This window comes from Streptomyces sp. NPDC127117 (assembly GCF_042677325.1).
Classification (GTDB): domain Bacteria; phylum Actinomycetota; class Actinomycetes; order Streptomycetales; family Streptomycetaceae; genus Streptomyces.
In genome coordinates, this window is record NZ_JBHXTM010000012.1 from 98,901 (window position 1) to 121,772 (window position 22,872).

General features: G+C 70.9%; 20 protein-coding genes. 5 read left to right on the forward strand and 15 right to left on the reverse strand.

The genetic code is table 11. The annotated features are described in order from the left end of the window. From fabG to sbnA, 5 genes are all read right to left on the reverse strand, one after another. Complete coding sequence (gene fabG, locus ACFVH0_RS13455; RefSeq protein WP_385819704.1) at positions 1 to 744, reverse strand: 3-oxoacyl-ACP reductase FabG; 744 nt, start codon at positions 742 to 744, stop codon at positions 1 to 3. Positions 745 to 805: 61 nt separating this feature from the next. Further along, positions 806 to 1,900, reverse strand: coding sequence for a beta-ketoacyl synthase N-terminal-like domain-containing protein (locus ACFVH0_RS13460; protein ID WP_385819705.1), 1,095 nt, complete (start codon positions 1,898 to 1,900; stop codon positions 806 to 808). Between the two features lie 35 nt (positions 1,901 to 1,935). Next, positions 1,936 to 3,228, reverse strand: a complete 1,293-nt coding sequence (locus ACFVH0_RS13465) for a beta-ketoacyl-[acyl-carrier-protein] synthase family protein (protein WP_385819706.1) — start codon at positions 3,226 to 3,228, stop codon at positions 1,936 to 1,938. After that, positions 3,225 to 3,488 (reverse strand): acyl carrier protein, encoded by a 264-nt coding sequence (locus tag ACFVH0_RS13470; protein WP_189544967.1) that lies wholly within the window; start codon positions 3,486 to 3,488, stop codon positions 3,225 to 3,227. Before ACFVH0_RS13470 ends, ACFVH0_RS13465 begins: the two co-directional genes overlap by 4 nt. 125 nt (positions 3,489 to 3,613) lie before the next feature. Continuing rightward, positions 3,614 to 4,663: a 2,3-diaminopropionate biosynthesis protein SbnA gene (gene sbnA, locus ACFVH0_RS13475; RefSeq protein WP_385819707.1), complete on the reverse strand. Its 1,050-nt coding sequence runs from the start codon at positions 4,661 to 4,663 to the stop codon at positions 3,614 to 3,616. 212 nt (positions 4,664 to 4,875) lie between these two features. On the opposite strand from sbnA, the gene ACFVH0_RS13480 reads away from it, so the two are divergent. The 3 genes from ACFVH0_RS13480 (at position 4,876) to ACFVH0_RS13490 (ending at position 8,463) form a co-directional block, all read left to right on the forward strand. Beyond that, positions 4,876 to 6,489, forward strand: a complete 1,614-nt coding sequence (locus ACFVH0_RS13480) for a tryptophan halogenase family protein (RefSeq protein ID WP_385819708.1) — start codon at positions 4,876 to 4,878, stop codon at positions 6,487 to 6,489. Positions 6,490 to 6,575: 86 nt separating this feature from the next. Then, entirely contained in the window at positions 6,576 to 7,112 is a 537-nt protein-coding gene (locus tag ACFVH0_RS13485; RefSeq protein WP_385819709.1) for a flavin reductase family protein, read from the forward strand. Beyond that, entirely contained in the window at positions 7,099 to 8,463 is a 1,365-nt protein-coding gene (locus ACFVH0_RS13490; protein WP_385819710.1) for a cation:proton antiporter, read from the forward strand. Before ACFVH0_RS13485 ends, ACFVH0_RS13490 begins: the two co-directional genes overlap by 14 nt. A 91-nt stretch (positions 8,464 to 8,554) precedes the next feature. Here ACFVH0_RS13490 and trpD read toward each other — a convergent pair whose 3' ends face one another. The 8 genes from trpD to ACFVH0_RS13530 form a co-directional block, all read right to left on the reverse strand. Further along, entirely contained in the window at positions 8,555 to 9,658 is a 1,104-nt protein-coding gene (gene trpD, locus ACFVH0_RS13495) for an anthranilate phosphoribosyltransferase (RefSeq protein WP_385819711.1), read from the reverse strand. A gap of 20 nt (positions 9,659 to 9,678) precedes the next feature. After that, complete coding sequence (locus ACFVH0_RS13500; protein WP_385819712.1) at positions 9,679 to 9,909, reverse strand: hypothetical protein; 231 nt, start codon at positions 9,907 to 9,909, stop codon at positions 9,679 to 9,681. 191 nt (positions 9,910 to 10,100) lie between these two features. Beyond that, on the reverse strand, positions 10,101 to 10,733 hold the full coding sequence (locus tag ACFVH0_RS13505) for an anthranilate synthase component II (protein ID WP_385819713.1): 633 nt from the start codon (positions 10,731 to 10,733) through the stop codon (positions 10,101 to 10,103). Then, on the reverse strand, positions 10,730 to 12,265 hold the full coding sequence (locus ACFVH0_RS13510; RefSeq protein ID WP_385819714.1) for an anthranilate synthase component I family protein: 1,536 nt from the start codon (positions 12,263 to 12,265) through the stop codon (positions 10,730 to 10,732). The genes ACFVH0_RS13505 and ACFVH0_RS13510 overlap by 4 nt, the downstream gene beginning before the upstream one ends. A gap of 12 nt (positions 12,266 to 12,277) precedes the next feature. Continuing rightward, a complete protein-coding gene (sbnB, locus tag ACFVH0_RS13515) occupies positions 12,278 to 13,312 on the reverse strand; it encodes a 2,3-diaminopropionate biosynthesis protein SbnB (RefSeq protein ID WP_385819715.1) in 1,035 nt (344 codons plus the stop codon). 142 nt (positions 13,313 to 13,454) lie between these two features. Next, the gene (locus ACFVH0_RS13520; RefSeq protein WP_385819716.1) at positions 13,455 to 16,454 is read right to left on the reverse strand and encodes a BTAD domain-containing putative transcriptional regulator; all 3,000 of its coding nucleotides are present in this window, start codon (positions 16,452 to 16,454) and stop codon (positions 13,455 to 13,457) included. A 239-nt stretch (positions 16,455 to 16,693) separates the two neighbouring features. After that, on the reverse strand, positions 16,694 to 18,304 hold the full coding sequence (locus ACFVH0_RS13525; RefSeq protein ID WP_385819717.1) for an acyl-CoA carboxylase subunit beta: 1,611 nt from the start codon (positions 18,302 to 18,304) through the stop codon (positions 16,694 to 16,696). 10 nt (positions 18,305 to 18,314) lie between these two features. Continuing rightward, positions 18,315 to 18,512: an acyl-CoA carboxylase subunit epsilon gene (locus ACFVH0_RS13530; RefSeq protein WP_385819718.1), complete on the reverse strand. Its 198-nt coding sequence runs from the start codon at positions 18,510 to 18,512 to the stop codon at positions 18,315 to 18,317. 664 nt (positions 18,513 to 19,176) lie between these two features. Between ACFVH0_RS13530 and ACFVH0_RS13535 the strand changes: the two genes are divergently transcribed. Together ACFVH0_RS13535 and ACFVH0_RS13540 are read left to right on the forward strand one after the other, a co-directional pair. Then, complete coding sequence (locus ACFVH0_RS13535) at positions 19,177 to 19,821, forward strand: TetR family transcriptional regulator (RefSeq protein WP_385819719.1); 645 nt, start codon at positions 19,177 to 19,179, stop codon at positions 19,819 to 19,821. A 52-nt stretch (positions 19,822 to 19,873) separates the two neighbouring features. Further along, positions 19,874 to 21,445, forward strand: coding sequence for an FAD-dependent monooxygenase (locus tag ACFVH0_RS13540; RefSeq protein ID WP_385819720.1), 1,572 nt, complete (start codon positions 19,874 to 19,876; stop codon positions 21,443 to 21,445). On the opposite strand, the gene ACFVH0_RS13545 is transcribed toward ACFVH0_RS13540, so the two are convergent. Both ACFVH0_RS13545 and ACFVH0_RS13550 read right to left on the reverse strand, forming a co-directional pair. Continuing rightward, positions 21,411 to 22,295 carry an alpha/beta fold hydrolase gene (locus tag ACFVH0_RS13545; RefSeq protein ID WP_385819721.1) on the reverse strand — a complete coding sequence of 295 codons (885 nt, stop codon included), beginning with the start codon at positions 22,293 to 22,295 and terminating at the stop codon, positions 21,411 to 21,413. The two genes, ACFVH0_RS13540 and ACFVH0_RS13545, sit on opposite strands and share 35 nt — an antisense overlap. 91 nt (positions 22,296 to 22,386) lie before the next feature. Continuing rightward, positions 22,387 to 22,827, reverse strand: a complete 441-nt coding sequence (locus ACFVH0_RS13550; RefSeq protein WP_385819722.1) for a nuclear transport factor 2 family protein — start codon at positions 22,825 to 22,827, stop codon at positions 22,387 to 22,389. Positions 22,828 to 22,872: the final 45 nt, after the last annotated feature.

Here is a 22,872-nt window from a genome sequence, read left to right on the forward strand (position 1 = left end):
TCAGACGACCAGGCCGCCGTCGATGGAGAAGACCTGTCCGGTGATGTAGGAGGCACGGTCGGAGGCGAGGAACGCCACCAGCTCGGCGACCTCCTCGGGCTCCCCGAACCGGCCGAGCGGGATGCTCCTGGTCATGTCCTTGGCGTACTTCTCGGAGAGTCCGCCGGTCATGTCGGTACGGATGAAGCCGGGGGCCACGGTGTTGGCGCGCAGCCCGGCCCGGCCGCCCTCCTTGGCGAGGGCCCTGGTGAAGCCGATGATCCCGGCCTTGGAGGCCGAGTAGTTGGTCTGGCCGGCCTGCCCCTGGGCCGCGACCGAGGAGAGGGTGATCACCGTGCCCCGGCGGCGTTTCATCATCGGGAAGACGAGCGCCCTGGCGAAGTTGTACGTGCCGTCGAGGTTGGTGCGCACCACGGCGTCCCAGTCGTCGTCGGTGAGCGTGGCCAGGTTGCTGTCCCGGACGATCCCGGCGGCGGTGACGAGGGTGTCGACCGGGCCGAGGGTGTCCTCGGTCTCCGCGACGAAGGCGCGCACCGCGTCCCGGTCGGTGACGTCGACGCGGCCGGTCAGCGTCCGGGCCCCGTGCTCCCGGGCCGCCTTCGCGGCGAGCTCGGCCGCCTCCGCCCGGGACTGGTAGCACAGGGCCACGTCGTATCCGTCGCGGGCCAGGACCTCCACGACGGAACGCCCGATGCCGCGCGATCCACCGGTGACGAGGGCTACCGGCCTGGGAGTGTCGGACATGGTGCGTGGCCTTTCTGCGAGTGCTGCGCGGGAAGTTGGGGATTGCGGAAGGCTCGGCGGCTCAGCCGAGGCGGAGCAGGGCCGCGCCGACGGTGCCGTCCCGGTCGACCGCGGTGACCAGGGCGAGCCGGTCCACCAGCTCCGGCCGGGCGGCCGACTCGGCGAGTACGGCGGCGAGCTGGAAGGCAGCGCCGGCCGCGGTGGCGTCGCCGATGAGGGGGCGGACCGCGAGGCGGGGCGCGGCGAGGCCGTCCAGGGCCGCCGCCTCCTCCTTGCCGAAGACGCCGGGCGGGGTGCCGGGGGCGACGATCGCGATGTCGTCGGGGGTGGCCCCGGCGGCGGCCAGGACCTCGTCGACGCAGTTCCTCAGCACGGCGGAGGCACGGCCGGTGTTCCGGAAGGCCCGGAAGCGGCAGCCGAGCACGGTGGCGAGGACGGTACGGCCGCTGTCCCGGGCCGCCGCCCCGCTCTCCAGAAGGAAGAGCGCCGCGCCCTCGCCGAGCGGTTCGGCGGCGCTGCCGCCGTGGTCGGCGACCTGCTCCAGCCGGGCCCGCTGTACCGAGAACTCCTCGGCGGCGCCCGCCAGGAGTGCGGTGGCGTGGCCGCCGCGCAGCAGCCGGGAGGCGTAGTTGAGGGCGAGCAGCCCGGTGGCGGCGCCGCCGGAGACAGTGACGTTGGGGCCCTTGAGCGTGTGCCGGATGGCGCTCTGCCCGGTGGGGCAGTTCATCACGGTGTTGGGGAACCTGGCGGGGTCGACCAGGTAGGGCGCCTTTCCGGTGAGCGCGTCCCGGGTGAAGTCCATGATCGACTGGACGCTGCCGGAGGTGCCGAGCACCAGGCCGGTGCTCTCGGGGTCGGCGGCGAGGCCGGCTCCGTACTCCTCCAGGAGCATCCCCACGGTGGTGGCGGCGATGGCGGTGACCCGGTCCATGGAGCGGGTGCCCTTGCGGCCGAGGACAGCCTTGATGTCGAAGCCGGGTATGAGTCCGGCCTCCTCGTAGGGCACCGGCCACTGCTCTCTGTCGAGGGCGGCGACGGCGCGCCGCCCCTCGCGCAGTCCGGCCGTGAACCCGTCCCGGCCCAGCCCGTACGGGGAGGACACAGCCCAGCCCGAAACGACCAGGTCCTGCGCGGTGGTGACCGCGTCGGCTGACATGCCGTTCAACTCCTCTCAGGCCGCGTCGGGCCGGTTCAGGCCGCCGCTGCGGCGTCGGCGGGCAGGGTGTCGGCCGCGTTCTCGTCCCAGTGGCCGAGCATCAGTACGGCGTTGTTCCCGCCGAAGGCGAGGCCGTTGTTCTGCACGACCCGCAGCCGGGCCTCGACCGCCTCGTTGGGTACGCAGTCGACCGCGCACTCGGGGTCGGTCGTGCGGTGGTTGATGGTGGGCGGGATGAAGCCCTCCCGCAGCGCCAGGGAGCAGGCCGCGGCGGCCAGCGCGCTCGCGGCGCCCATGGTGTGGCCGATCATCGACTTGATCGACACGGTGCGCGGCAGTTCGTCGCCGAAGACCTGCCGGATCGCGCCGACCTCGGTGACGTCGTTGGCCTTGGTGCCGGTGCCGTGCGCCGAGATGAAGTCCACGTCGGACGCCTCGATGCCGGCGTTGCGGTGGGCGGCGGTGATGCAGCGCGCGATGGAGTCCCGGTCGGGCGCGACCGGGTGGCTCGCGTCGCAGGACAGCCCGTATCCGAGAACCTCCGCGTAGATGCGGGCGCCGCGCTCCAGCGCGGACTCCAGGGACTCCATCAGGAGGATCCCGGCGCCCTCGCCGGTCAGGATGCCCTGCCGGTCGGCGTCGAAGGGGCGGCACACGTCGGGGGCGATGGTGCCGAGCCGGTAGAAGCCGGTGAACGTCTTGCGGCACAGCGCGTCGGCCCCGCCGCAGAGCGCCATCTCGACGTCACCGGAGCTGATCGCGTCGTAGCCGGAGCCGACCGCGTAGTTGCCGGCCGCGCAGGCGGTGGGGACGGTGACCGTCTCCACGTCCTCCAGGCCGAGTTCGCGGACGATGCCGGCGGAGAGCCGGCCGGGCCACACCCGGCGGGCGACGGTGGCGTCGAGCCGGTCCTCGCCCTCGGTGACCTGAAGGCCGATCAGGTGGTCCAGGTCGCGGGACTCGCCGTCGGTGGTGCCGACCGAGACCAGGGTGCGCCTGGCCCGTACGTCGTCCTCGGTGAGTCCCGCGTCCGCGACCGCCATCCGGCTGCCGGCCACCGCGAACTGCGCGGCCCGGCCGAGCTCGTCGGCCGCCATGTCGCGCAGCCACTCCTCGGGGTCGAAATCGGTGATCTCGCAGGCGTTGGAGTACGCGAATCCCGTGGTGTCGAAGGCGCCGATCGGCTTGGCGCCGCTGCGCCCGGCCCGCAGGCCGTCGGCGAAGGCGTCCACCCCGGTGCCGATGCTGGTCACCACGCCGAGCCCGGTGATCACCACCCGGTGCCGGGGGGCCGTGCGCGGCGCCGTGCCGCCCGTCGCTCCGCTCACTTTCCCTCGGCCTCCGCGACCACGGCGTACACGCCCGCCAGGTTGACCATGCGGCTGAGCTCGGCCTGCTCCAGGACGAGACCGAAGTTGCGCTCCATGGAGGCGAGGATCTCGATGGTGCGCAGGGAGTCGGCGTCGTGCTCCTCCTTGAAGAGGCTGGTGTCGGTGACCTCGTCGAGTTCGAGTTCGAGGATGTCGCAGACGATCTCCTTGATCTCGGCCTTGCGCTCGGTGCTGAGGTCGGCGATCTGGGTGGTCATGTGGTGCCTCCGGGTCTCGGTTCGGGTTTCCCTGTTCGGGACTGCTCGGGTCGGGATTTCTCGGGCCGGATTTCTCGGACCTCTGGTGCTGTTCGCTGATGAGGAAATCCTGCGGTGACGCGCTATTACTGGGCTATATCGGCCAGTTGGCCCACGAACCCGGCGTCCGACGGCCCGTCCCACAGGTGGGCGACGTCCCCGAAGTGCCGCTGCACCCAGGTGTCGTCGTAGATCGTGTCGAGGTAGCGGTCGCCGCCGTCGGGCAGCACGATCACCACGTTGGAGCCGGGTGGTATGCCGGGGGCGAGCCGGGTCAGGGCCGCGACGACCGCGCCCGACGAGCCGCCGGCCAGGATCGCCTCGCGGCGCACCAGGGTGCGGCAGCCCACCACGCAGTCGAGGTCGCCGACGTGCACCACCCGGTCGGCGTCGGTCCGCCGCAGCAGCTTGGGCGCGACGGACGCGCCGTGGCCGGGCACCAGGCGGGCGCAGTCGACGGGTGAGTCGAACAGCACGCTGCCGAGGGCGTCGACCGCGTTGACGGTGGTGCCGAGGTCGTGCCGGCGGATGTACTCGGCACAGCCGCCGAGCGTGCCGCTGGTGCCGGCGGCCACGACGAGCTGGTCGACCTTGCCGTCGAGGGCTTCGGCGATCTCCCCCATCGTGGTCTCGTGGGCCCGCCGGTTGAGCGGGTTGGCGTACTGGTCGGGCCAGTAGGCGTCGGGGGTGGTGGCCACGAGTTCGGCGACCCGGTGCAGCCGGGCGGACAGCAGTTCCCCGGTGGCCGGGTCGGGCTCGGTGATGATCTCGACCTCGGCCCCGTAGGCCCGCAGGATCGCGATGTTCTGCCGGGTGGTGCGGGTGTCCACCACACAGACGAGCCGCAGGCCGTAGTAGCCGCAGATCTGCGCGAGCCCGATCGCGAGGTTTCCCGAGCTGGACTCGATGACCGTCGAACGGCCCGGGACGAGCTCCCCGGACCGGATCTTCGTGGCCACCATGTTCAGCGCCGAGCGGTCCTTGACACTACCGCCGGGATTGAAACGCTCCACCTTGGCGAACACCCGCGAGGTGAACCCCGGCATCAACCGTTCGAGCTCTACGAGCGGGGTTCCTCCCACAGTGGAAAGGATGCCTTTCAGCCCCGTCTCCGGCTCCCGTTCTGTGCACGCCATGTGATGCGGCCATCCTCTGCTGGGAGATACGAGTGTGGAATCAACAGGTCCCAGGCTGTGCCCGCGCGCTATACGCCCTCCATAAATCCCGACACCCAGCGATCTCATTCGGCCTTTTCCGCCGGGTTATAGAAGTGCCGTAGAGCTGCTGCCGACTCTGGCCATCTCCACAGTTTCGCCACCGCAACTTCGGCCAGAAGAGGGAATTCGATATGACGGGCACCTCCACCGCAACAGACAACGCCATCAAGAAGGTCGTGATCCTCGGCGGCGGTACGGCCGGCTGGATGACCGCCGCCTATCTCGGCAAGGCCCTCCAGAGCACGGTCGACGTCACGGTCCTGGAGGCGCCGAGCATTCCGCGCATCGGTGTGGGAGAGGCCACCGTGCCCAATCTGCACCGCGTTCTCTTCGACTTCCTCGGAATCGAGGAGGAGGAGTGGATGCGCGAGTGCAACGCCAGTTACAAGATGGCGGTCCGCTTCATCAACTGGCGTACTCCGGGCAAGGGCCAGAGCAGTCCGCGTGAGCTCGACAAGGGCGGTCCGGACCACTTCTACCACCCGTTCGGCATCAGCCCGGAGCACGACAACACCCCGATGTCGCACTACTGGTTCAAGAACAAGTACGAGGGAAAGACGGACGAGCCGTACGACTACGCCTGCTTCCGCGAGGCGCCGCTGATGGACGCCAACAAGGCGCCGCGGCACCTGGACGGCACCTCGCCCACCCGGTACGCGTGGCACTTCGACGCGGCGCTCGTCGCGGACTTCCTGCGCCGGTTCGCCACCGGGAAGCAGGGCGTGCACCACATCCAGGACGAGATGACGCGCGTCGAGAAGGACGAGCGGGGCTTCGTCAAGGCCCTGCACACCAAGGAGGGCCGGGTCCTCGACGCGGACCTGTTCGTGGACTGCTCCGGCTTCCGCAGCCTGCTGATGAACCAGGCGATGGAGGAGCCCTTCATCGACATGAGCGACCAGCTGCTGTGCGACCGCGCGGTCGCCACGGCCGTGCCGCACGACGACGAGGCCAACGGCGTGGAGCCGTACACCTCGGCGATCGCGATGTCCTCCGGGTGGACCTGGAAGATTCCGATGCTGGGCCGCTTCGGCACCGGTTACGTCTACTCCAGCCGCTTCACCACGCAGGAGGAGGCCACCGCCGAGTTCTGCGAGCTGTGGGGCCTGGACCCCGAGACCACCCAGTTCAACCACGTGAAGTTCCGGGTCGGCCGCAACCGCCGCGCCTGGGTGAAGAACGTCATCGGCATCGGCCTTTCCAGCGCCTTCCTGGAGCCCCTGGAGTCCACCGGCATCTACTTCATCACCGCCGCGGCCTACCAGCTGGCGAAGCACTTCCCGGACAAGACGTTCAACCCGGCCCTGGTCGACAACTTCAACAAGGAAATAGAGGTGATGTTCGACGACACCCGCGATTTCATCCAGACCCACTTCTACTTCGCGCCGCGCACCGACTCGCCCTTCTGGCGGGCCAACAAGGAACTGAAACTCGCCCCGAGCATCCGCGAGAAGATCGACGCGTACAAGGCGGGGCTTCCGGTCAATCCCGCGGCCACCGACGACACGACGTACTACGGAAACTTCGAGGCGGAATTCCGTAACTTCTGGACCAACGAGCGCTATTACTGCATCTTCGCCGGCCTCGGTCTGGAGCCGGACGCACCGCTGCCGATCCTCTACCACAAGCCGGAGTCCGTGGCCGCCGCGCAGGCCATGTTCACCAAGGTCAAGAAGGAACAGCAGGAACTCCTCAACTCCCTGCCGAGCACCTACGAGGCGCTCCGCCAGCTGCACGGCAAGTAGTCGTGCCGCACCGCGCCGCCCGGCAGCCGGGGCTCCTCTCCGGCCGGCTGCCGGGCGCGCGGCACACGTCTTCGACAGGAGAAACCATGACCGACCGGCCCGTTCCGGAAGCCGACATACGCCCGCTGATGGGCAGTTTCCCCTCCGGCGTCTCCGTGGTGACGACGCTCGACGCCGACGGCACGCCCCGCGGGATGACGTGCAGCTCACTGGCGAGCGTGGCGCTCTCCCCGCCGACGCTCGTGATCTGCCTGCGCACGGCGAGCCCCACCACCGAAGCCGTGCTCGCCGGCGGGCAGTTGGCGCTCAACCTGCTGCACGAGGGCGCGCACGCCACCTCCGACCTCTTCGCCTCCGGCAACCCCGACCGGTTCACGCTGAGCGAGTGGCGGCTGCCGCTGGGCGCGGGCGGCCCGCATCTGACGGCGGCCGCGCTCGCCATCGCCGACTGCGCGGTGGTCGGTACGCGGGAGGTCGGGGACCACACCACCGTCTTCGCCCAGGTACGGCGGTTCACCACCGACGAGTCCGCCCAGCCGCTGCTCTACGGGCGGCGCCGCTACGCACGCTGGTCGGACGCCACGGCGGCCGCCAGGGAAGGAGCCGGCCGTGTCGGCACGTGACCCCCTGCCCGATCTCCTGATCGCCATCCCGGTGGTCATCCTGGTGTGCCAGGCGGGCGCCCAGCTGTTCCGCAGGTTCGGCCAGCCGCCGGTCATCGGTGAGATCACCCTCGGCATCATGCTGGGGCCGTCGCTGCTGGGCTGGATCTCGCCCGCGGCGCAGACCTGGCTGTTCCCCGAGTCGGTGCTGCCGTTCATCAGCGCCTTCGGCAACATCGGCCTGCTGGGCTTCATGTTCCTGATCGGCCTCGAACTGGATCTCGGCACATTGCGCGGCCATCGCGGGACCGCGGTCGCGGTCAGTCAGGCGAGCATCGTCCTGCCGCTGGTTCTGGGCTCGCTGCTGGCCCTCGCGATGTTCGGCTCGTTCGCGCCGCCGGGCGTGGGCCGGCTGCCGTTCGTGCTGTTCATCGCCGTATCGATGAGCATCACCGCGTTCCCCGTACTCGCCCGGGTCCTCACCGACCGGGGCCTGATCGGTACCCGGATCGGCTCGCTGGCCATGGCGTGCGCGGCGGTCGACGACGTGACCGCCTGGTGCCTGCTGGCGGCGGTGGTCGCGGTGTCGGCGAGCGGTTCGCCGGCCGAGGCGCTGACCACGGCGGCGCTCGCCGCGGTCTTCCTCGCCGTCATGATCTACGCGCTGCGTCCGCTGCTGGCCCGCTGGGCGGAGCGGGCCGAGCGGACCGTGGACGGTGTGGTCCTCGTCGTCCTCTTCAGCGGCCTGTGCCTCTCCTCACTGGCCACCGACCGGATCGGTGTGCACGCCCTGTTCGGAGCCTTCGTCTTCGGCCTGGTCACTCCGCGGGGGTCCATGGTCATCGAACGGTGCACGGCGCGGCTGCGGGCGTTCTCGGTTCCGGTGCTGCTGCCGCTGTTCTTCGTCTCCACCGGGCTGCGCACGGATGTCTCGCTGCTGGCCGGCGACCCGGTCCAGTGGCTGTGGGCGCTGGCGGTGCTCGCCGTCGCGATGCTCGGCAAGTGGGGCGGGAGCACGGCCGGGGCACGGCTCGCGGGTCGGTCCTGGCGCGACTCCCTGGCGATCGGGGCGCTGATGAACTGCCGGGGCCTGACCGAGCTGGTGGTGCTCAACCTGGGGCTCGAACTCGGTGTGATCGGGCCCGATCTGTTCACCATGCTGGTGCTGATGGCGCTGATCACCACGGGCCTCACATCGCCGGCCCTCTCCTGGATCCGGCGCGAGAAGTTCCGCGGGTCCGCGCGGACGGAGTCCGGGCCGCCCGGCCCGGACGGCGCGGAACCGGCCGCGGCCGAGGCAGCGGGCCAGGAGCGGGGCGAGGCAGCGGGCCAGGAGCGGGGCGAGGTTCTGGCGCCCACCTCCGCCCGGTGACCGCGCGGAGGCGCCATGGCCGTACCCACCGGTCTCCCGGGAGGTACCGCCATGGCGCCGTCCACGATCCGCACCCGTCCCGGGCACCCGGTCACGCCGCCGTCGCGACCCGGGTGACCGGGGCTTCGACGACCGGGGCGCACGGCGCCGAGGTGGCCCGTACCCACCGGTCGAGGGTGTCGGCCGCGGCGCCGGAGTCGATCGCCCGGCCCACCGCTTCCACCGCCCTGCCCAGGCGTTCGGTGACGGTACGGCCCCCGGTCGGTTCGCCCGCCACGAGTGCGGCGCCCGCGGAGAGCAGCACCGCGTCCCGTACCGGGCCGCGCTCGCCGTCGAGGACCCGCCGGGCGACGGCCGCGTTGTACGCGGCGTCCTCCCCGCGCAGTGCCGCCAGCGGTGCGAGCGCGATCCCCACGTCGCGCGGGTCGAACCGCTCCTGCCGGATGTCGCCGTCGTCCACGGTCAGCACGGTGGACGTGGTGGTGACGGTGAGCTCGTCGAGCCCGTCGTCGCCCCGGAAGACCAGGCCCCGGCCGCCGGCCCGGGCCAGTGCTCCGGCGATCAGCGGCAGCAGCCGGGCGTCGGCGACCCCGACGGCCTGGGCGGTGGGTGCCGCCGGATTGGTCAGCGGGCCCAGCGCGTTGAAGACGGTCGGGATGCCGAGCTGTTTGCGCGGCCCCGCCGCGTGGCGCATCGCCGGGTGGAAGTCCGGCGCGAAGCAGAAGGTGATGCCCGCCTCGTCGACCACGGCGGCGATCCGCTCGGGCGGCAGCCGCAGGGTGACGCCCAGTGCTTCCAGTACGTCGGCGGAGCCGGAGGCCGAACTCGCCGCACGATTACCGTGCTTGACGACCCGTGCCCCCGCTCCCGCCGCGACGATCGCGGACATCGTGGAGATGTTGACCGTGCGTGCCCCGTCGCCCCCGGTGCCCACCACGTCGACGGTCCTCCCCGGCACGTCGATGTGTACGGCATGGGCCAGCATTCCGTGTACGAGCCCTTCGAGCTCGCCCACGGTCTCGCCCTTGGCCCGCAGGGCCACCAGGAAGCCGGCGATCTGTGCGTCGGTCGCCCTGCCCCGCATCACCTGGTCCATCACCCAGGCGGTGTCGACGGCGGTCAGATCCCGGCCGTCGAGCACCTGCCCCAGCAGCGGGGGCCAGGAGCGGTCCTGTTCGGGTGTCGTGGCGCTCACTGGTCTTCTCCTTCTTCGGGTCAGGCGCTCGGCGCCGGGTGCCACGGGTCGTCCAGTGTCAGTCCCTGGGCTGCCACGGGGCTGGGGTGCCACGGGTCGTCCAGCGGGGTGGCGGCGGCAGTGGTGTAGGTGCTGCCGTGGTCCGCCCGGCCGGCCTCCGAGACGCTCTGCACGGTGGCGAATATCGCCGCTCCGGCGAGCGTCACGACGACGGTCTGCTGGATCTTCCCGGTGATCGCGTTGAGCTTCATGATTTGTTTCCCCCCATTTGAACTGCTGCGGTTCGTTCCGACATCCAGAACATTAGGAAGGACCGGTTTCGAATCATTATCGCCAGGACTTCCGCCCATCACACGTGGCAATAAATTTGATATAACCGCTGATCAGCCCCATCCGGACCGGGATATTCCAGCCATCAGGAGGGGTGGACGTGGGGTGGATTTCAATTTCCGACCGATCCCGCAGGCGAGTTCCGCATATCGGTCTCCTCCCGTGCGGGGCCGGCCCGGCGGGCGGCCGTCAGAAAGTTGTCCAGGAGCCGCAGACCGCCGACGGTGGTGATGGACTCGGGGTGGAACTGCACCCCTTCCACGGCGAGCGTGCGGTGCCGCAGCCCCATCACATAGCCGTCGTCCTGGGCGTGCGCGGTGGCGATCAGCGGGGGCGGCAGCGGTTCGTCGGCGATCAGCGAGTGGTAGCGGGTGGCGGTCATCACCGGTTCCAGCCCCTCGAACACCCCGGCGCCGTCGTGGCGTACGAGGCTGGTCTTGCCGTGCTTGAGCCGCTCGGCGACCGTGACCCGGCCCCCGTAGGCCAGGCAGATCGCCTGGTGGCCCAGGCAGATGCCGAGCAGCGGTACGGACCCGGCGAAGGTGCGCACCAGCTCCACGTGGCCCGAGTCGGCCGCGTGGCCCGGTCCGGGGCCGAGGACCACCGCGTCGGGCCTCAGGCCGGCGAGCTGCTGCGGGGTGCGGGTGTGCGACCGTACGACGTCGGTGTCGGCGCCCAGGGTGCGCAGGTACTGGTCGATGATGTGGGTGAAGCTGTCGTACGCGTCGACGAGCAGGACCTTCACGGCAGCAGCTCCTCACCGGTCAGCGCCCAGTAGGCCGCGCCCATCTTGTGCAGGGTCTCGCGCCACTCGGCCCCGGGGGACGAGTCGGCGACGATGCCCGCGCAGCTCTGGGTGGAGTAGGTGCCGCTGCGGCCGTCGTGCACGATCGTGCGGATGCACAGGGCGAGTTGGCTCCAGCCGCGCAGGTCGACGAGGCCGACGGCGCCCGCGTACATGCCGCGCGGCTCGCTCTCCAGCTCCTCGATGATCTCCATGGCGCGGATCTTGGGCGCCCCGGTGACGGTGCCCGCCGGGAAGGTCGCGCGCAGCACGGACCAGGTGTCGTCCTCGGGGGCGAGGGTGCCCTCGACGGTGGAGACGAGATGGAAGACGTGCGAGTACGTCTCGACGGTCATCAGCCCGCGCGCCTCCAGCGTGCCGGGCAGACAGACCCGGCCGATGTCGTTGCGGCACAGGTCGACGAGCATGACGTGCTCGGCGCGTTCCTTCTCGTCGGCGACGAGCCGGGCGACCCGGGCCTCGTCGACGCCGGGGTCGCCGCTGCGCGGCGCGGTCCCGGCGATGGGCCGCATGACGACCTTGCCGCCCTCGGTGCGGAAGAGCACTTCGGGGCTGGCGCCGATGACGGTGCGCCCGTCGCGCGGGACGAGATACATGTACGGGGACGGGTTGCGGCCGCGCAGCCGCCGGTAGACCTCGAAGGGTTCGAGGCCGGATTCGACGTCGATGCGGTGGCCGATCTGGATCTGGTAGATGTCGCCGACACCGATGTGTTCCAGGCAGCGCCGGGCTCGCGCGAGGAAGGTCTCCTCGTCGCAGGTGTCCCGTACGGAGTGCGGCCGGGGCGCCTCGGGCAGGACCTCGGGGACCGGGCCGACGGCGGCGACCGCCCGGACGGTCTCCTCTGTCAGGTCGAGGGGCGCCGGGTCGGGGAAGGCGTCGCTGTGCGCGGTGAGTCTTCGTACGGTGCCCGGCTCCGGGCCGTACCAGACGGTCTCGCGGAACAGGCCGAGCACGATGTCGGGTTCGCCGCGGTCGCGGTCGCCCCGCTCGGGCAGGGTCTCCATGTGCCAGGCGGAGCCGTAGCCGAAGGTGGCGAGGAAGCCGAAGGCGTAGCTGTCGTGCGGCCGGCTCGTCTCCACGGTGAACAGGTCCTGGACGGCGCGCAGCAGTTGCCAGACCTGGTCGCCGTGGAGGAGACCGCGTTCGTTGCCGGGCCGGGGGGCGAGGCCGAGGCCGTCGGCGGCCGCGAGGGCCGCGGCGACGACGGCTTCGGCGCCGTCGACGGAGATCCGGTCGGCGTGCACCCGGATCTCGGCGAGCAGTCCGTGGCCGACGACGGTGGCCCCGGGGGACTGTCCGGGGCCCTCGCGGCTCTCCAGCAGGAAGACGTCGTGCGCCGACTGTTCACGCAGTGCTGCGTACAGGTCGAGCGGTTCGTGCGGGGCGAGGGAGGTTTCCGCCACCCGTACGGTGATGGGGCCCGGGCCGGGCCCTGCGGGCCGGGGCGGGCTGTCGAGCAGAGTGGTCACTGTCGTCTCATCTCAGCCGTATCGGCGCATCTCGTGGAAGAAGTCGTCCACGACGGCGAGTTGGCCGTCGGCGTGCAGGGTGTCGTAGATGTGTCTGCCGACCGCGAGGTCCAGGACGCCGAGCCCGAAGGGCGAGAAGACGACGGGCCGGTCGCCGGGGATCTTCAGCTCGCCGGTGAGCACGTCGTACAGCGTGCCGTCGATGAACTCCCGGTTCCCGCTGAGCTGTTCGGCGAGGTGCGGGGACGTGTCGGCCTTGAGGCAGTGGTCGATGTCGTCGACGATGTTGGTGGCCGCGAGGATCACCTCGGGCGACAGGTCGCGCAGCGACACGTGCAGGACCAGCGGGTTGTGGCCGAACCACGCCGGGTCGGTGACGTGCGGGGCACCGGCGACGGTCGCGAAGACGACGACGTCGCTGGAGCGGATCAGCTGTTCGGGGCCGCTGTGCAGGGTGACCGTGCCGTTGTCGCCCTCGCGCTCCAGGTGTTCGGCGAAGCCCCGGGCGTGCTCGTCCGACAGGTCGTACACCCCGGTCTCCTCGAAGCTCCAGCCGGTGCCGACGAGGTACTGGTGGATGAACCGGGCGATCAGGCCGGTGCCGAAGAAGCCGATCCGGCGCGGCCGGTCACGCCCCTCGGTGAGCCGGTCCGCGGCGAGCGCCGCCGAGGCGGCGGTGCGGGCCGCGCTGATGATGGAGCTCTCCAGGCAGGCCAGCGGGTAGCCGGTGGCCGGATCGTTGAGGATGAGCACGGCGGAGGCCCGGGGGATCCCGGCCGCCACGTTCTCGGGGAAGCTGGAGATCCATTTGATGCCGTCGACGGGTTCGTCGCCGCCGAGGGAGGCGGGCAGGGCGATGATGCGTGAGGTGGGGCGTTCGGGGAAGCGCAGGAAATAGGACGGCGGGTTGACCGTGTCACCACCGCCGTGCACGCGGTAGGCCGACTCGATCAGCCGGACCACTTCCTCGTGCCGGCCGTCGAGGACTCGGTGCACCTGCGCGCCGGGGATCACGGCGAACGAGGGCACCCCGGGGGTAGGCGGCATCACAGACTCCACAGCTCTCGGGAAACCGAATTTCTGTGACGAAGCTAGGCAACCGCCTTATCGGCGTGATATCGCCGGATTAAGCGGACCCCGCCCCACCGCCCGTGACCGGCCGCCGGAAGAATGGCCGGTCCCTTTCTTCCTATTCGCCGATACTCACCCCCGGGGAAGGCTCCGGGGAGACCTCCGGCGCGACTTCCGGGGAAATCTCCGGGGAACCGCTGAGCTCCCGGGCGACCTCCTCCTGCCAGTGCGTGGCCCCCCTGCGGGTGAACAGCTCCTTGGCGCCCAGGAGTTCGGCCCGTGCCTCCTCGTCCCGGCCCAGCTCCCGCAGGAGTACGCCGAGTTTCAGCCGGATCGATCCCTCGACCACGGGGCTGCCGAGCTCGCGGGCGACCTTGCGGCCCTGGACGTACGCGGTCTCGGCCGATTCGAGCGCGCCGAGCGCCACCCGGGCCTGGCCGAGTCCGTACAGGGCGTGCGCGAGGCCATGGGTGTCGGCCTTCGCCCGGGACAGCTCCTCCACGCGCAGGTAGGACTCCTCGGCCTCCTCCGCACGCCCGGACAGGAGCTGTGCGCTGCCCAGCCGGTACAGGCACTGGGCGAGGCTGCGCGAGGCGCCGGGGTCCATGGACTCCGCGACCCGTACCGCGTCCCGGGCGTGACCGAGGCTGGCCTCGTAGTTGCCCCGGTCCAGCTCCAGCTGGGCCATGTTCTGGAGGACGGACGACTCCGACGACAGGTCACCGGCCTCGCGGAAGATGGGCAGGGCACCGCGCAGCCGGTCCGCCGCCGCGTCGGGATCGCCCTGGAGCCGGTGGACGACCGCGAGGTTGCGCAGGACCAGGGCCCGGCCCAGTCGTTCGTCCAGGTCGCCGTAGAGCTCCAGCGCCTCCTCGGAGCGCGCCTTCGCCTCGTCCATGCTCTGCCGCATCAGCGCGGCGGCCCCGGTGTGGTGCAGCATGACCGCCTGGCCCAGGCGGTCGTCGGCGGCCCGGGCCGCGTCCAGGGCGTGCACGGCGCAGCTCTGCCAGTTCTCCACGTAGCTGCGCGTCTCGAAGAGAACGGACGCGGAACCCGTGAGGTCCCAGGCGAGATCGGCCATGCCCATCCGGGCCGCCTGCTCCACCATGCCCACCAGGCAGAGCCGCTCCGCCTCGAACCAGGCCAGCGGGTCGGCGAGCAGCTCCTCCAGCAGGTCCGTGTCGATGGCGGCCGGCTCGGTGCCGCTGTGCACGATGCTGAACTCCCCGCCGCTCTCCCTGCGGTGGGCCTCGCGGGCGATGGTCAGGGCGGTGCGGAAGACCCGGCGGCAGGCGTCGTGCCAGGCCTCGTCCGACTCCTCGTCCCGGGCGCGCTCCCCCGCGTACAGGCGCAGCAGGTTCTGGAAGCGGTAGCGCAGCCGGCCGGTCGCGTCGACGCCGACGACCTCCAGGAACTGGGTGTCCACCAGGTCCTCCAGCAGCAGCTCCGCGTCTATCACGTCGACGTCGAGCAGTGCGGCGGCCACCCAGGAGGTGAAGTCCGGTACGTCGGCGAGGCCGAGGCGGCGGTAGAGGCGGGCCGCGTCGGCGGAGAGGTAGCGGTAGCTGAGCTCGAACCCGGCCCGGACCCGGGACTCCCCCTGGCTCAGTTCGTCGAGCCTGCGCCGCTCGTCGCTGAGTCTGGCCACCAGGTGCCGTACCGACCAGTGCGGCTTGGACGCCAGGCGTGCGGCGGCGATGCGCAGGGCGAGCGGCAGCCGGTCGCAGAGCTCGACCAGGCGGGCCGCGTCCGTGCGGGCGGCGGCGGTCCGCTCCTCGCCGGCGATCTTGGCGACGAGTTCGACGGCCGCGTCGGGCGGCAGTACGCCCAGGTGGACGCGGGCCTCCTGCGGCCAGGTCACCAGTTGCTCCAGCTGATCGCGGCTGGTGACGACCACGCAGCTGGCGCCGCTGCCCGGCAGCAGCGGGGCGACCTGGGCGTGGGTGCGCACATTGTCCAGGACGATCAGCGCGCGGCGTTCGGTGAGCAGGCTGCGGTAGAGCGCGATCCGCTCCTCCAGCGCCTCCGGGATCTGCTGCCCCGGCACGCCGAGCGAGCGCAGGAAGCGTCCGAGCACATCGGCGACGGAGGCGGGCTCGTGCTGCTCGTCGTAACCGCGCAGGTCGGCGAAGAGCCGCCCGTCCGGGAAGTCGTCGGCGACCCGGTGCGCCCAGCGCAGCGCGAGGCCGGACTTGCCGACCCCGGCGACACCGGTGATCAGACCGACGGTGGGCGTCTGGAGCGCCGCCCCGGACTCGATCATCAGCGCGTCCAGGGCCGTGAGTTCGCTCTCGCGTCCGGTGAACCCCGGTACGTCCGGCGGCAGTTCGGAGGGGACCACGACGACGTCGGGCACCGCGGCCTCGGCCGCGACGGAGACCGGCCCGTCGGCCGGGGTCAGCGACGGGTCGTCGCGCAGGATCAGGTCGTGCAGTTCCTGGAGGTCCGGGCCCGGTTCGAGCCCCAGCTCCTCGATGAACTGCTCGCGCGCCTCCCGGTAGGACTCCATGGCCTCGGCGCGCCTGCCCGCCCGGTACTGGGCGAGCATCTGGTGGTACCGGGTCCGCTCGCGCAGCGGGTTCTCCTGCACGACGCCACCGAGCTCGGGCAGCAGCTCGTAGTGGCGCCCGAGCGCCAGCTGGACGGCGGTGGCGTCGTCGTAGGCGTTGAGCCGGTACTCACCGAGCCGGCCGGCCTCCTCCTCGACGAGCAGCCCGGACACCCCGGCGAGCGCGGGCCCGCGCCACAGGTCGAGGGCGCGCCGGTACCGGCCCGCCGCGTCCTCCAGGCGCTGCTCCCGCGCGTCGATCTCCGCCTGGGCGACGAGCGCGGTGAACTCCACCGAGTCGATGTAGTGGCTCTCGGCGTCGAGGAGGTAGCCCGGATGCGCGGTCACGATGGTGTCGTCGGCCGCGCCCTGCGCCTTGAACGTCTTGCGGAGCGCGGCGATGACGATGGCGATCTGGGTACGGGCGGTGGCGGGCGGATTCCCGTTCCACACTTCGTGCACCAGAGTGTCCACCGGCACCGTTCGGCCGGGATTGAGCAACAGCAGCGCGAGCGTGGTCCGTTGACGTGCCCCGCCGATGACCACCTTTCGCTCGCCCGACGTCACCATGAGTGGGCCAAGGATTTTGAATAAGAACCGTTCCCCCACCGGGCCTCCCGTGTCCCCCACCCCGAGGAATTCCGGGATCACAGTACCCGTCCAGGAGTTCGAAACGGGTGATCGGCGACGAACTCCCCTCGGCCGGTTTCCGATGCCGGGCGCGGGCACACCGTCCGGGACCGTTTACCTGTCATATGCGGTCACATCCGCACGGGTCCGATCGGCTGCGATCCGCTCCACCGGTGAGACTACTGCGGGGGGTTTCCGTGTTTGCGGGAGGGCAGGTCGGCGTGCTTGTTGCGGAGCATCGCCAAGGATTTGACGAGCACTTCCCGGGTTTCGACCGGGTCGATGACGTTGTCGACGAGCCCGCGCTCGGCGGCGTAGTACGGGTGCATCAGTTCCGCCTTGTACTCCTCGACCATGCGGGCACGCATCGCCTCCGGGTCCTCGGCGGCGGCGATCTGCCGGCGGAAGATGACATTGGCGGCACCCTCGGCACCCATCACCGCGATCTCGTTGGTGGGCCAGGCGTAGGTCAGATCCGCGCCGATGGACTGGCTGTCCATCACGATGTACGCACCGCCGTACGCCTTGCGCAGGATGAGGGAGATCCGGGGCACGGTCGCGTTGCAGTACGCGTACAGCAGCTTGGCGCCGTGCCGGATGATCCCGCCGTGCTCCTGGTCGACGCCCGGCAGGAAGCCTGGGACGTCCAGCAGCGTGATGATGGGGATGTTGAAGGCATCGCACATCTGGACGAAGCGGGCGGCCTTCTCGGACGCGCCGATGTCCAGCACCCCGGCCAGTGACTGTGGCTGGTTGGCGACGATGCCGACGACCCGGCCGTCCAGCCTGGCCATCGCGCAGATGATGTTGCGGGCCCAGCGTTCGTGGACCTCCAGGTAGTCGCCGTCGTCGACGATCTCCTCGATGACCTCGTGCATGTCGTACGGACGGTTGCCGTCGAGGGGCACGAGGTCCAGGAGCCCGTCGTTGCGCCGGTCGGCGGGGTCGCGGGTGGGCTGGACGGGCGGGTCCTGCCGGTTGTTGGAGGGCAGCATCCCGATCAGGTAGCGGACCTCGGCGATGCAGGTCTCCTCGTCGTCGTACGCGAAGTGCGCGACGCCCGAGGTCTCGGCGTGCACATCCGCGCCGCCCAGCCCGTTCTGGCTGATCTCCTCACCGGTCACGGCCTTGACCACGTCCGGTCCGGTGATGAACATCTGCGAGGTCTCGCGGACCATGAACACGAAGTCGGTCAGTGCGGGGCTGTAGGCCGCGCCGCCCGCGCACGGGCCGAGCATCACGCTGATCTGCGGGATCGCGCCCGAGGCCCGGGTGTTGCGCTGGAAGATCCCGCCGTAACCGGCGAGCGCGGAGACGCCCTCCTGGATACGGGCGCCGGCGCCGTCGTTCAGGGAGACCAGCGGGGCACCCGCCGAGATGGCCATGTCCATGATCTTGTGGATCTTCGTGGCGTGGGCCTCGCCCAGCGCACCGCCGAAGATCCGGAAGTCGTGGGCGAAGGCGAAGACGGTCCGGCCGTCGACGAGCCCCCAGCCGGTGATGACCCCGTCGGTGTACGGCCTCTTGTCCTCCAGGCCGAAGCCGGTGGCACGGTGCCGCCGCAACTGCTCGACCTCGCAGAAGGTGCCCTCGTCGAAGAGGAGCGCCAGCCGCTCGCGCGCGGTCAGTTTGCCCTTGGCGTGCTGCGCCTCGGTCGCCTTCTCGCTCGGCCCGCTGCGGGCGAGTTCCCGCAGGGCGTGCAGCTCCACGACACGCCCCCGGACATCGGTCGGGGCTGCGGCATCCGCCGAGGCGGAAGCGGTGGCGGAGGGTTCGATGGTCGTCGTCATGGCGGCCCCCTCACTGCCAGCTGAGCGGGGCGTTGTACCGGTCCGCGTGCCGCCACCACCGCGACCCGGAGACGGCCCGCGTCTGCGGCGACTGTTCCCGCTCGGCGCGCAACGCGAGCAACACCACGGTGAGCGCGGCCAGTTCCTCGTCGGTGGCCTGCCCCCGCTCGACGCACAGCGCGATCCCGGATCTGTCCGGACTGTCCATCTCACCCTCCTTCGCCTCCGGGGAGTTCACTGCGGAGAACTCCACGGCCCCTCATGGGACGACGGATTCCTTGCGGAGGACTACACGGCCCCTATGCCCGCCATCGGCGCGCCGCTTCGGCACCGCCCGTATGGCCTTGCCAACTGCCTTTTGAACAAGCCCAGTTGGACCAGTTGAAACCAATTGATATGGGGCCGACGCATTCCTCGAAAGTGGTTGCGGTCCCCAAATCCGTACAGCAGGACCCCACCTTGTCCCACCCCCACCCGATCCTCTGCAGAAGGAAATCCTGAATGCGCAAACGTGGAGCAATGCTGTCCCTGGGCGTCGCGGCGATGGCCGCCATCGGCCTGAGCGCGCCTTCCGCCCAGGCGGCGGACTGGACATACATCGGCCTGTACGCGAGCAAGTCCCGGTGCGTCGAGCCGGTCAGCAGTACCAGCGCGAAGGCTGGTCGGAATGGAAGTGCACGAACAAGCCGGGCTCGGGTGAGTAACTGGCTCTACACCCGCTGAGCCCGAGCGGCGTCGGGGACCGGGGACGGGGCGCAAGCCACCGCACCGGTCCCCGAGGCCGTCATGGCATCTCCCCGCGGACCACCTCAGAAAAACTTTCCGTTTCGGCAATCTTGCCGTGACGGCAAGATTCGTTCTACGCTGCTCGCATGACACCAGCAGACGAGGCCCGCACGACCGGGCAGTCCGGACTCCGCGAGCGCAAGAAGCGGGAGACCCGCGTCGCGCTGAGCCAGGCGGCGATCCGGCTCTGCGTCCTGCACGGCTGGGCGGATGTGACGGTCGATCACATCGCGGCCGAGGCCAATGTCTCCGTCCGCACCTTCCGCAACTACTTCTCCGGCAAGGCCGAGGCGATCGCCGCCGGCCACCTGGAGAGAATGCTCCGGATCGCCGACGACCTGCTCGACCGTCCGGCCGGCGAACCGCTCTGGGACTCGCTGCTGCACGCTGTCCTGGGCCAGTTCGTACCGCCGGAGAGCCCCGCGTCCCGGAACGCGCCGCAGAACGAGCGGTGGCGCGAGGGGGTGCGGCTGATGCTGGCCGAGCCCGCGCTGGCCGGTGAGATCGTCAAGACCAACGCCGCCGTCCAGCAGGAGCTGGCCAGGGCCGTCGCGCAACGCACCGGCACCGATGCCGACCGCGACGTGTACCCGAAGCTGGTCGCGGCCGCGGTCGCGGCCGGCACCGCGGTGGCCGTCGAACACAGCCTGCGCGCCGACGAAGCCACACCGCTCGGCACGGTCCTGGCCCAGGTCTTCGAGCAGCTCACCGCCGGCCTGCCGGTCCCGTAGCACCGCACTCCCCTCCCTTACCTCTTCTCTTCCGCACCAAGGAGGCACGACCGTGACAGCCGACGTGATCATCGTGGGAGGCGGCCCGAACGGGCTGATGCTGGCCTGCGAGCTGAGCCTGGCCGGCATCAGCCCGATCGTGCTGGAGCAACTCCCGCAACCCAGCACCGAGCCCAAGGCCAACGGCCTGCTCGGCCAAGTGGTGCGCCTGGCCGACCACCGCGGTCTGCACGAGCCGCTCAGCGGCAGCCCGCAGCCCCCGCGGCCGAACTCCGCCTACTTCATGTTCGCCGCCATGGGCCTCGACCTCGGCCTGCTGGACGCCAGTCCGGTCTTCGGCCTGGCCGCCACGCAACACCGCATGGTCCAGGTCCTGGAGGAGCGCGCCCGGTCGCTCGGGGTCGACCTGCGGCGCGAACACCGGGTCCGGGCCGTCGCCCAGGACAAGGACGCCGTGACCCTCGACGTCACCGGCCCCGACGGCGACCGACAGCTCCGCGCCCGCTACGTGGTCGGCGCGGACGGCGCGCACAGTGTGGTCCGCAAGCTCTCCGGGATCGGGTTCCCCGGCGTCAGCCACGACCGCCGCACCAACCGCACCGCCCACGCCACCGTCCCGGCCGACTGGGTCGACCCCGTCAACGGCGCGCTCACCGTGCCCGGCCACGGGCCGGTGCTGCCCTTCCTGCCCCACCGCACCGACCGGGGCGGCTTCTCGTACGCGCCGTTCCCCGGGCAGCCGCCGCTGATCAGCACCACCGAGTGGGACCAGCCCGCGACGGACGGGCCGATGACCCTGGCCGAGATGGAGTCGAGCGTCCGCCGCGTCCTCGGCGTCGGACTGCCGCTCGGCCCGCCGGACGGGCCGGGCCCGCATGTGCTGCGACGGCTGACCGGTGGCAACACCCGGGTCGCCGACCGGTTCCGCGATCGCCGGGTCCTCCTCGTCGGCGACGCCGCCCATGTCTACGCCTCCGGCGGCGGCCCCGGGCTGAACCTCGGCCTCCAGGACGCCGCCAACCTCGGCTGGAAGCTCGCCGCCACGCTGCGCGACACCGCCCCGCCCGGCCTGCTCGACAGCTACGACACCGAGCGCCGCCAGGCCGCCCGCCGGATGGTGCTCAACGCCGAGGCGCAGTCCGCGCTCACCGCGCCGGGGAGCGACACCACGGCCCTGCGCGAGCTCTTCACCGAGCTGCTCACCGACAAGGAGGTCGTCCAGCGCCTCGCCGACCTCATCGCGGGCACCGACGTGCGCTACGAGATGGGCGTCCCCGATCCCCACCCCGCGGTCGGGCATTTCGCACCGGAGCTGGAGCTGATCACCGGTACGGAGAAGGTCCGGCTCGCCGAACTCGCCCGGAGCGCCCGGCCGTTGCTGATCGACCTGACCGAGGACCGGTCGGTGGCGGCCGTACTGGCAACGGATCAGGACACCATCGAGCCCGTCGTCGCTCAGGGCGTCGGCGGCCCGGCCGGCCTCTCCGCCCTGCTGGTGCGCCCCGACGGCTACGTGGCCTGGGCCAGTGGCTCCCCCGTACCGGCCCCGGCCGAACTGGCCGGGTTGCGGACGGCAATCGAGCGCTGGTTCACGGTCGGGTGTGGGTCTCCAGGGCGTCGATGATCTCGGGCCAGAGTTCGCGGGGGCGGTCGTGCCCCATGTCGGCGAGGAGCAGGAGCTTCGCGCCGGGCACCAGCTCGGCGGTGCGCCTTCCCCCGCTGGGGTCGGTCAGCGTGTCGTCCAGACCATGGATCACCAGGGTCGGCACTCGAAGCCCGCGCAGTGCGTCGGTGCGTGAGCCGCCGAGGATCATTGCTGCGAGTTGCCGCCCGGCTCCGGCCGGGTAGTGGGCGCGGTCGTAACTCCGGGCAGCCAGCTCACGGAGGAGCGCCGGGTCGCCGTATCGCTTGGAGGCCCACACCAGGTCTCTCTCCGCCGCCGCGATGTATCCCTCGCGATCCGGTGGTTTCGGGCTGGAGACCACTGCCTGGGCCTCGGGGCTGGGCCGGCCGTAGTCGGGCTCGCCGGTCGAGGACATCATCGACGTCAGGGTCAGCACTCGGTCCGGCCGGCTGATGGCCATCGTCTGGGCGATCATGCCGCCCATCGAGGTTCCGACCACGTGAGCCCGCTCGATGCCGAGCGCGGTGAGCAGACCGAGGCCGTCGTCGGCCATGTCCTGCAGCGTGTAGGGCGCCATCGCACGGGCGGACGGGATGTCTCCCGAGCTCACGGCTTCGATGAACCGGCCCACGTCGACGGGATGTTCGTCGAATTTGGTGGACAGCCCGCAGTCGCGGTTGTCGTACCGGATCACGTAGCGTCCACGATCCGCGAGCGCACGGCAGAAGTCCTCGTGCCAGGCGATCATCTGGGCGCTGAAGCCCATCACGAGCAGGACAGCCGGATCAGCGGGGTCACCGAAGGTCTCGTACTCGATGGACATTCCGGGCAGGGCTTCGACAAGCGGCATGCCGGAAGTGTCCCAGCACCGAGCGTCCGCGCGCATCCCGGGTTCGGCTCCGGCCCCGCTCCGCGATCCGGCCCGATCCAGACGAGAGGCCCTAGCCGTCCACGACCCCGGGGACGAGCCCGTCGGCGACCAGACCGTCGAGTACCGCCTGGCCCAGGGCGTGCACGGCGGACTGGGGGCGGACCATCACGGTGAACTCCTTGATCCGGCCCGCCCCGTCGAACTGGAGCAGGTCGATGCCGTGGATCTGCTTGCCGTTCACGGTGGCCCGGAAGAGCAGGACCGTCGACGGGGCCTCTTCGCCGTCGGCACTCGTCTCGGCCGTGCCCTCGAAGTGTCCGACGTAGCGGAAGTCCTCGAAGATGCGCAGCAGCACGCCGAAGAGCCCCAGCACCATGGGCCTGCCCTCGAAGGGGGTGAACTTCACGGGGCTGTAGAGACGGATGTCCTCGGTGAACAGGTCGCCCAGCGCGGCCGGTTCGCCCTTCTCCACGGCGGCGCGGAAGCGTTCGGCGGTCTCCACGGTCTCCATGACTCCTCCTGACACTCAAGAATATGATTAGTCATTTTCTTGAGT

Excerpts from the sequence above, each read along its gene's own strand:
- fabG (WP_385819704.1), bottom strand. The coding sequence starts at position 744 with ATGTCCGACACTCCCAGGCCGGTAGCCCTCGTCACCGGTGGATCGCGC.
- ACFVH0_RS13460 (WP_385819705.1), bottom strand. The coding sequence starts at position 1,900 with ATGTCAGCCGACGCGGTCACCACCGCGCAGGACCTGGTCGTTTCGGGC.
- ACFVH0_RS13470 (WP_189544967.1), bottom strand. The coding sequence starts at position 3,488 with ATGACCACCCAGATCGCCGACCTCAGCACCGAGCGCAAGGCCGAGATC.
- sbnA (WP_385819707.1), bottom strand. The coding sequence starts at position 4,663 with ATGGCGTGCACAGAACGGGAGCCGGAGACGGGGCTGAAAGGCATCCTT.
- ACFVH0_RS13480 (WP_385819708.1), top strand. The coding sequence starts at position 4,876 with ATGACGGGCACCTCCACCGCAACAGACAACGCCATCAAGAAGGTCGTG.
- ACFVH0_RS13485 (WP_385819709.1), top strand. The coding sequence starts at position 6,576 with ATGACCGACCGGCCCGTTCCGGAAGCCGACATACGCCCGCTGATGGGC.
- ACFVH0_RS13500 (WP_385819712.1), bottom strand. The coding sequence starts at position 9,909 with ATGAAGCTCAACGCGATCACCGGGAAGATCCAGCAGACCGTCGTCGTG.
- sbnB (WP_385819715.1), bottom strand. The coding sequence starts at position 13,312 with ATGCCGCCTACCCCCGGGGTGCCCTCGTTCGCCGTGATCCCCGGCGCG.
- ACFVH0_RS13520 (WP_385819716.1), bottom strand. The coding sequence starts at position 16,454 with ATGGTGACGTCGGGCGAGCGAAAGGTGGTCATCGGCGGGGCACGTCAA.
- ACFVH0_RS13525 (WP_385819717.1), bottom strand. The coding sequence starts at position 18,304 with ATGACGACGACCATCGAACCCTCCGCCACCGCTTCCGCCTCGGCGGAT.
- ACFVH0_RS13530 (WP_385819718.1), bottom strand. The coding sequence starts at position 18,512 with ATGGACAGTCCGGACAGATCCGGGATCGCGCTGTGCGTCGAGCGGGGG.
- ACFVH0_RS13535 (WP_385819719.1), top strand. The coding sequence starts at position 19,177 with ATGACACCAGCAGACGAGGCCCGCACGACCGGGCAGTCCGGACTCCGC.
- ACFVH0_RS13545 (WP_385819721.1), bottom strand. The coding sequence starts at position 22,295 with ATGCCGCTTGTCGAAGCCCTGCCCGGAATGTCCATCGAGTACGAGACC.
- ACFVH0_RS13550 (WP_385819722.1), bottom strand. The coding sequence starts at position 22,827 with ATGGAGACCGTGGAGACCGCCGAACGCTTCCGCGCCGCCGTGGAGAAG.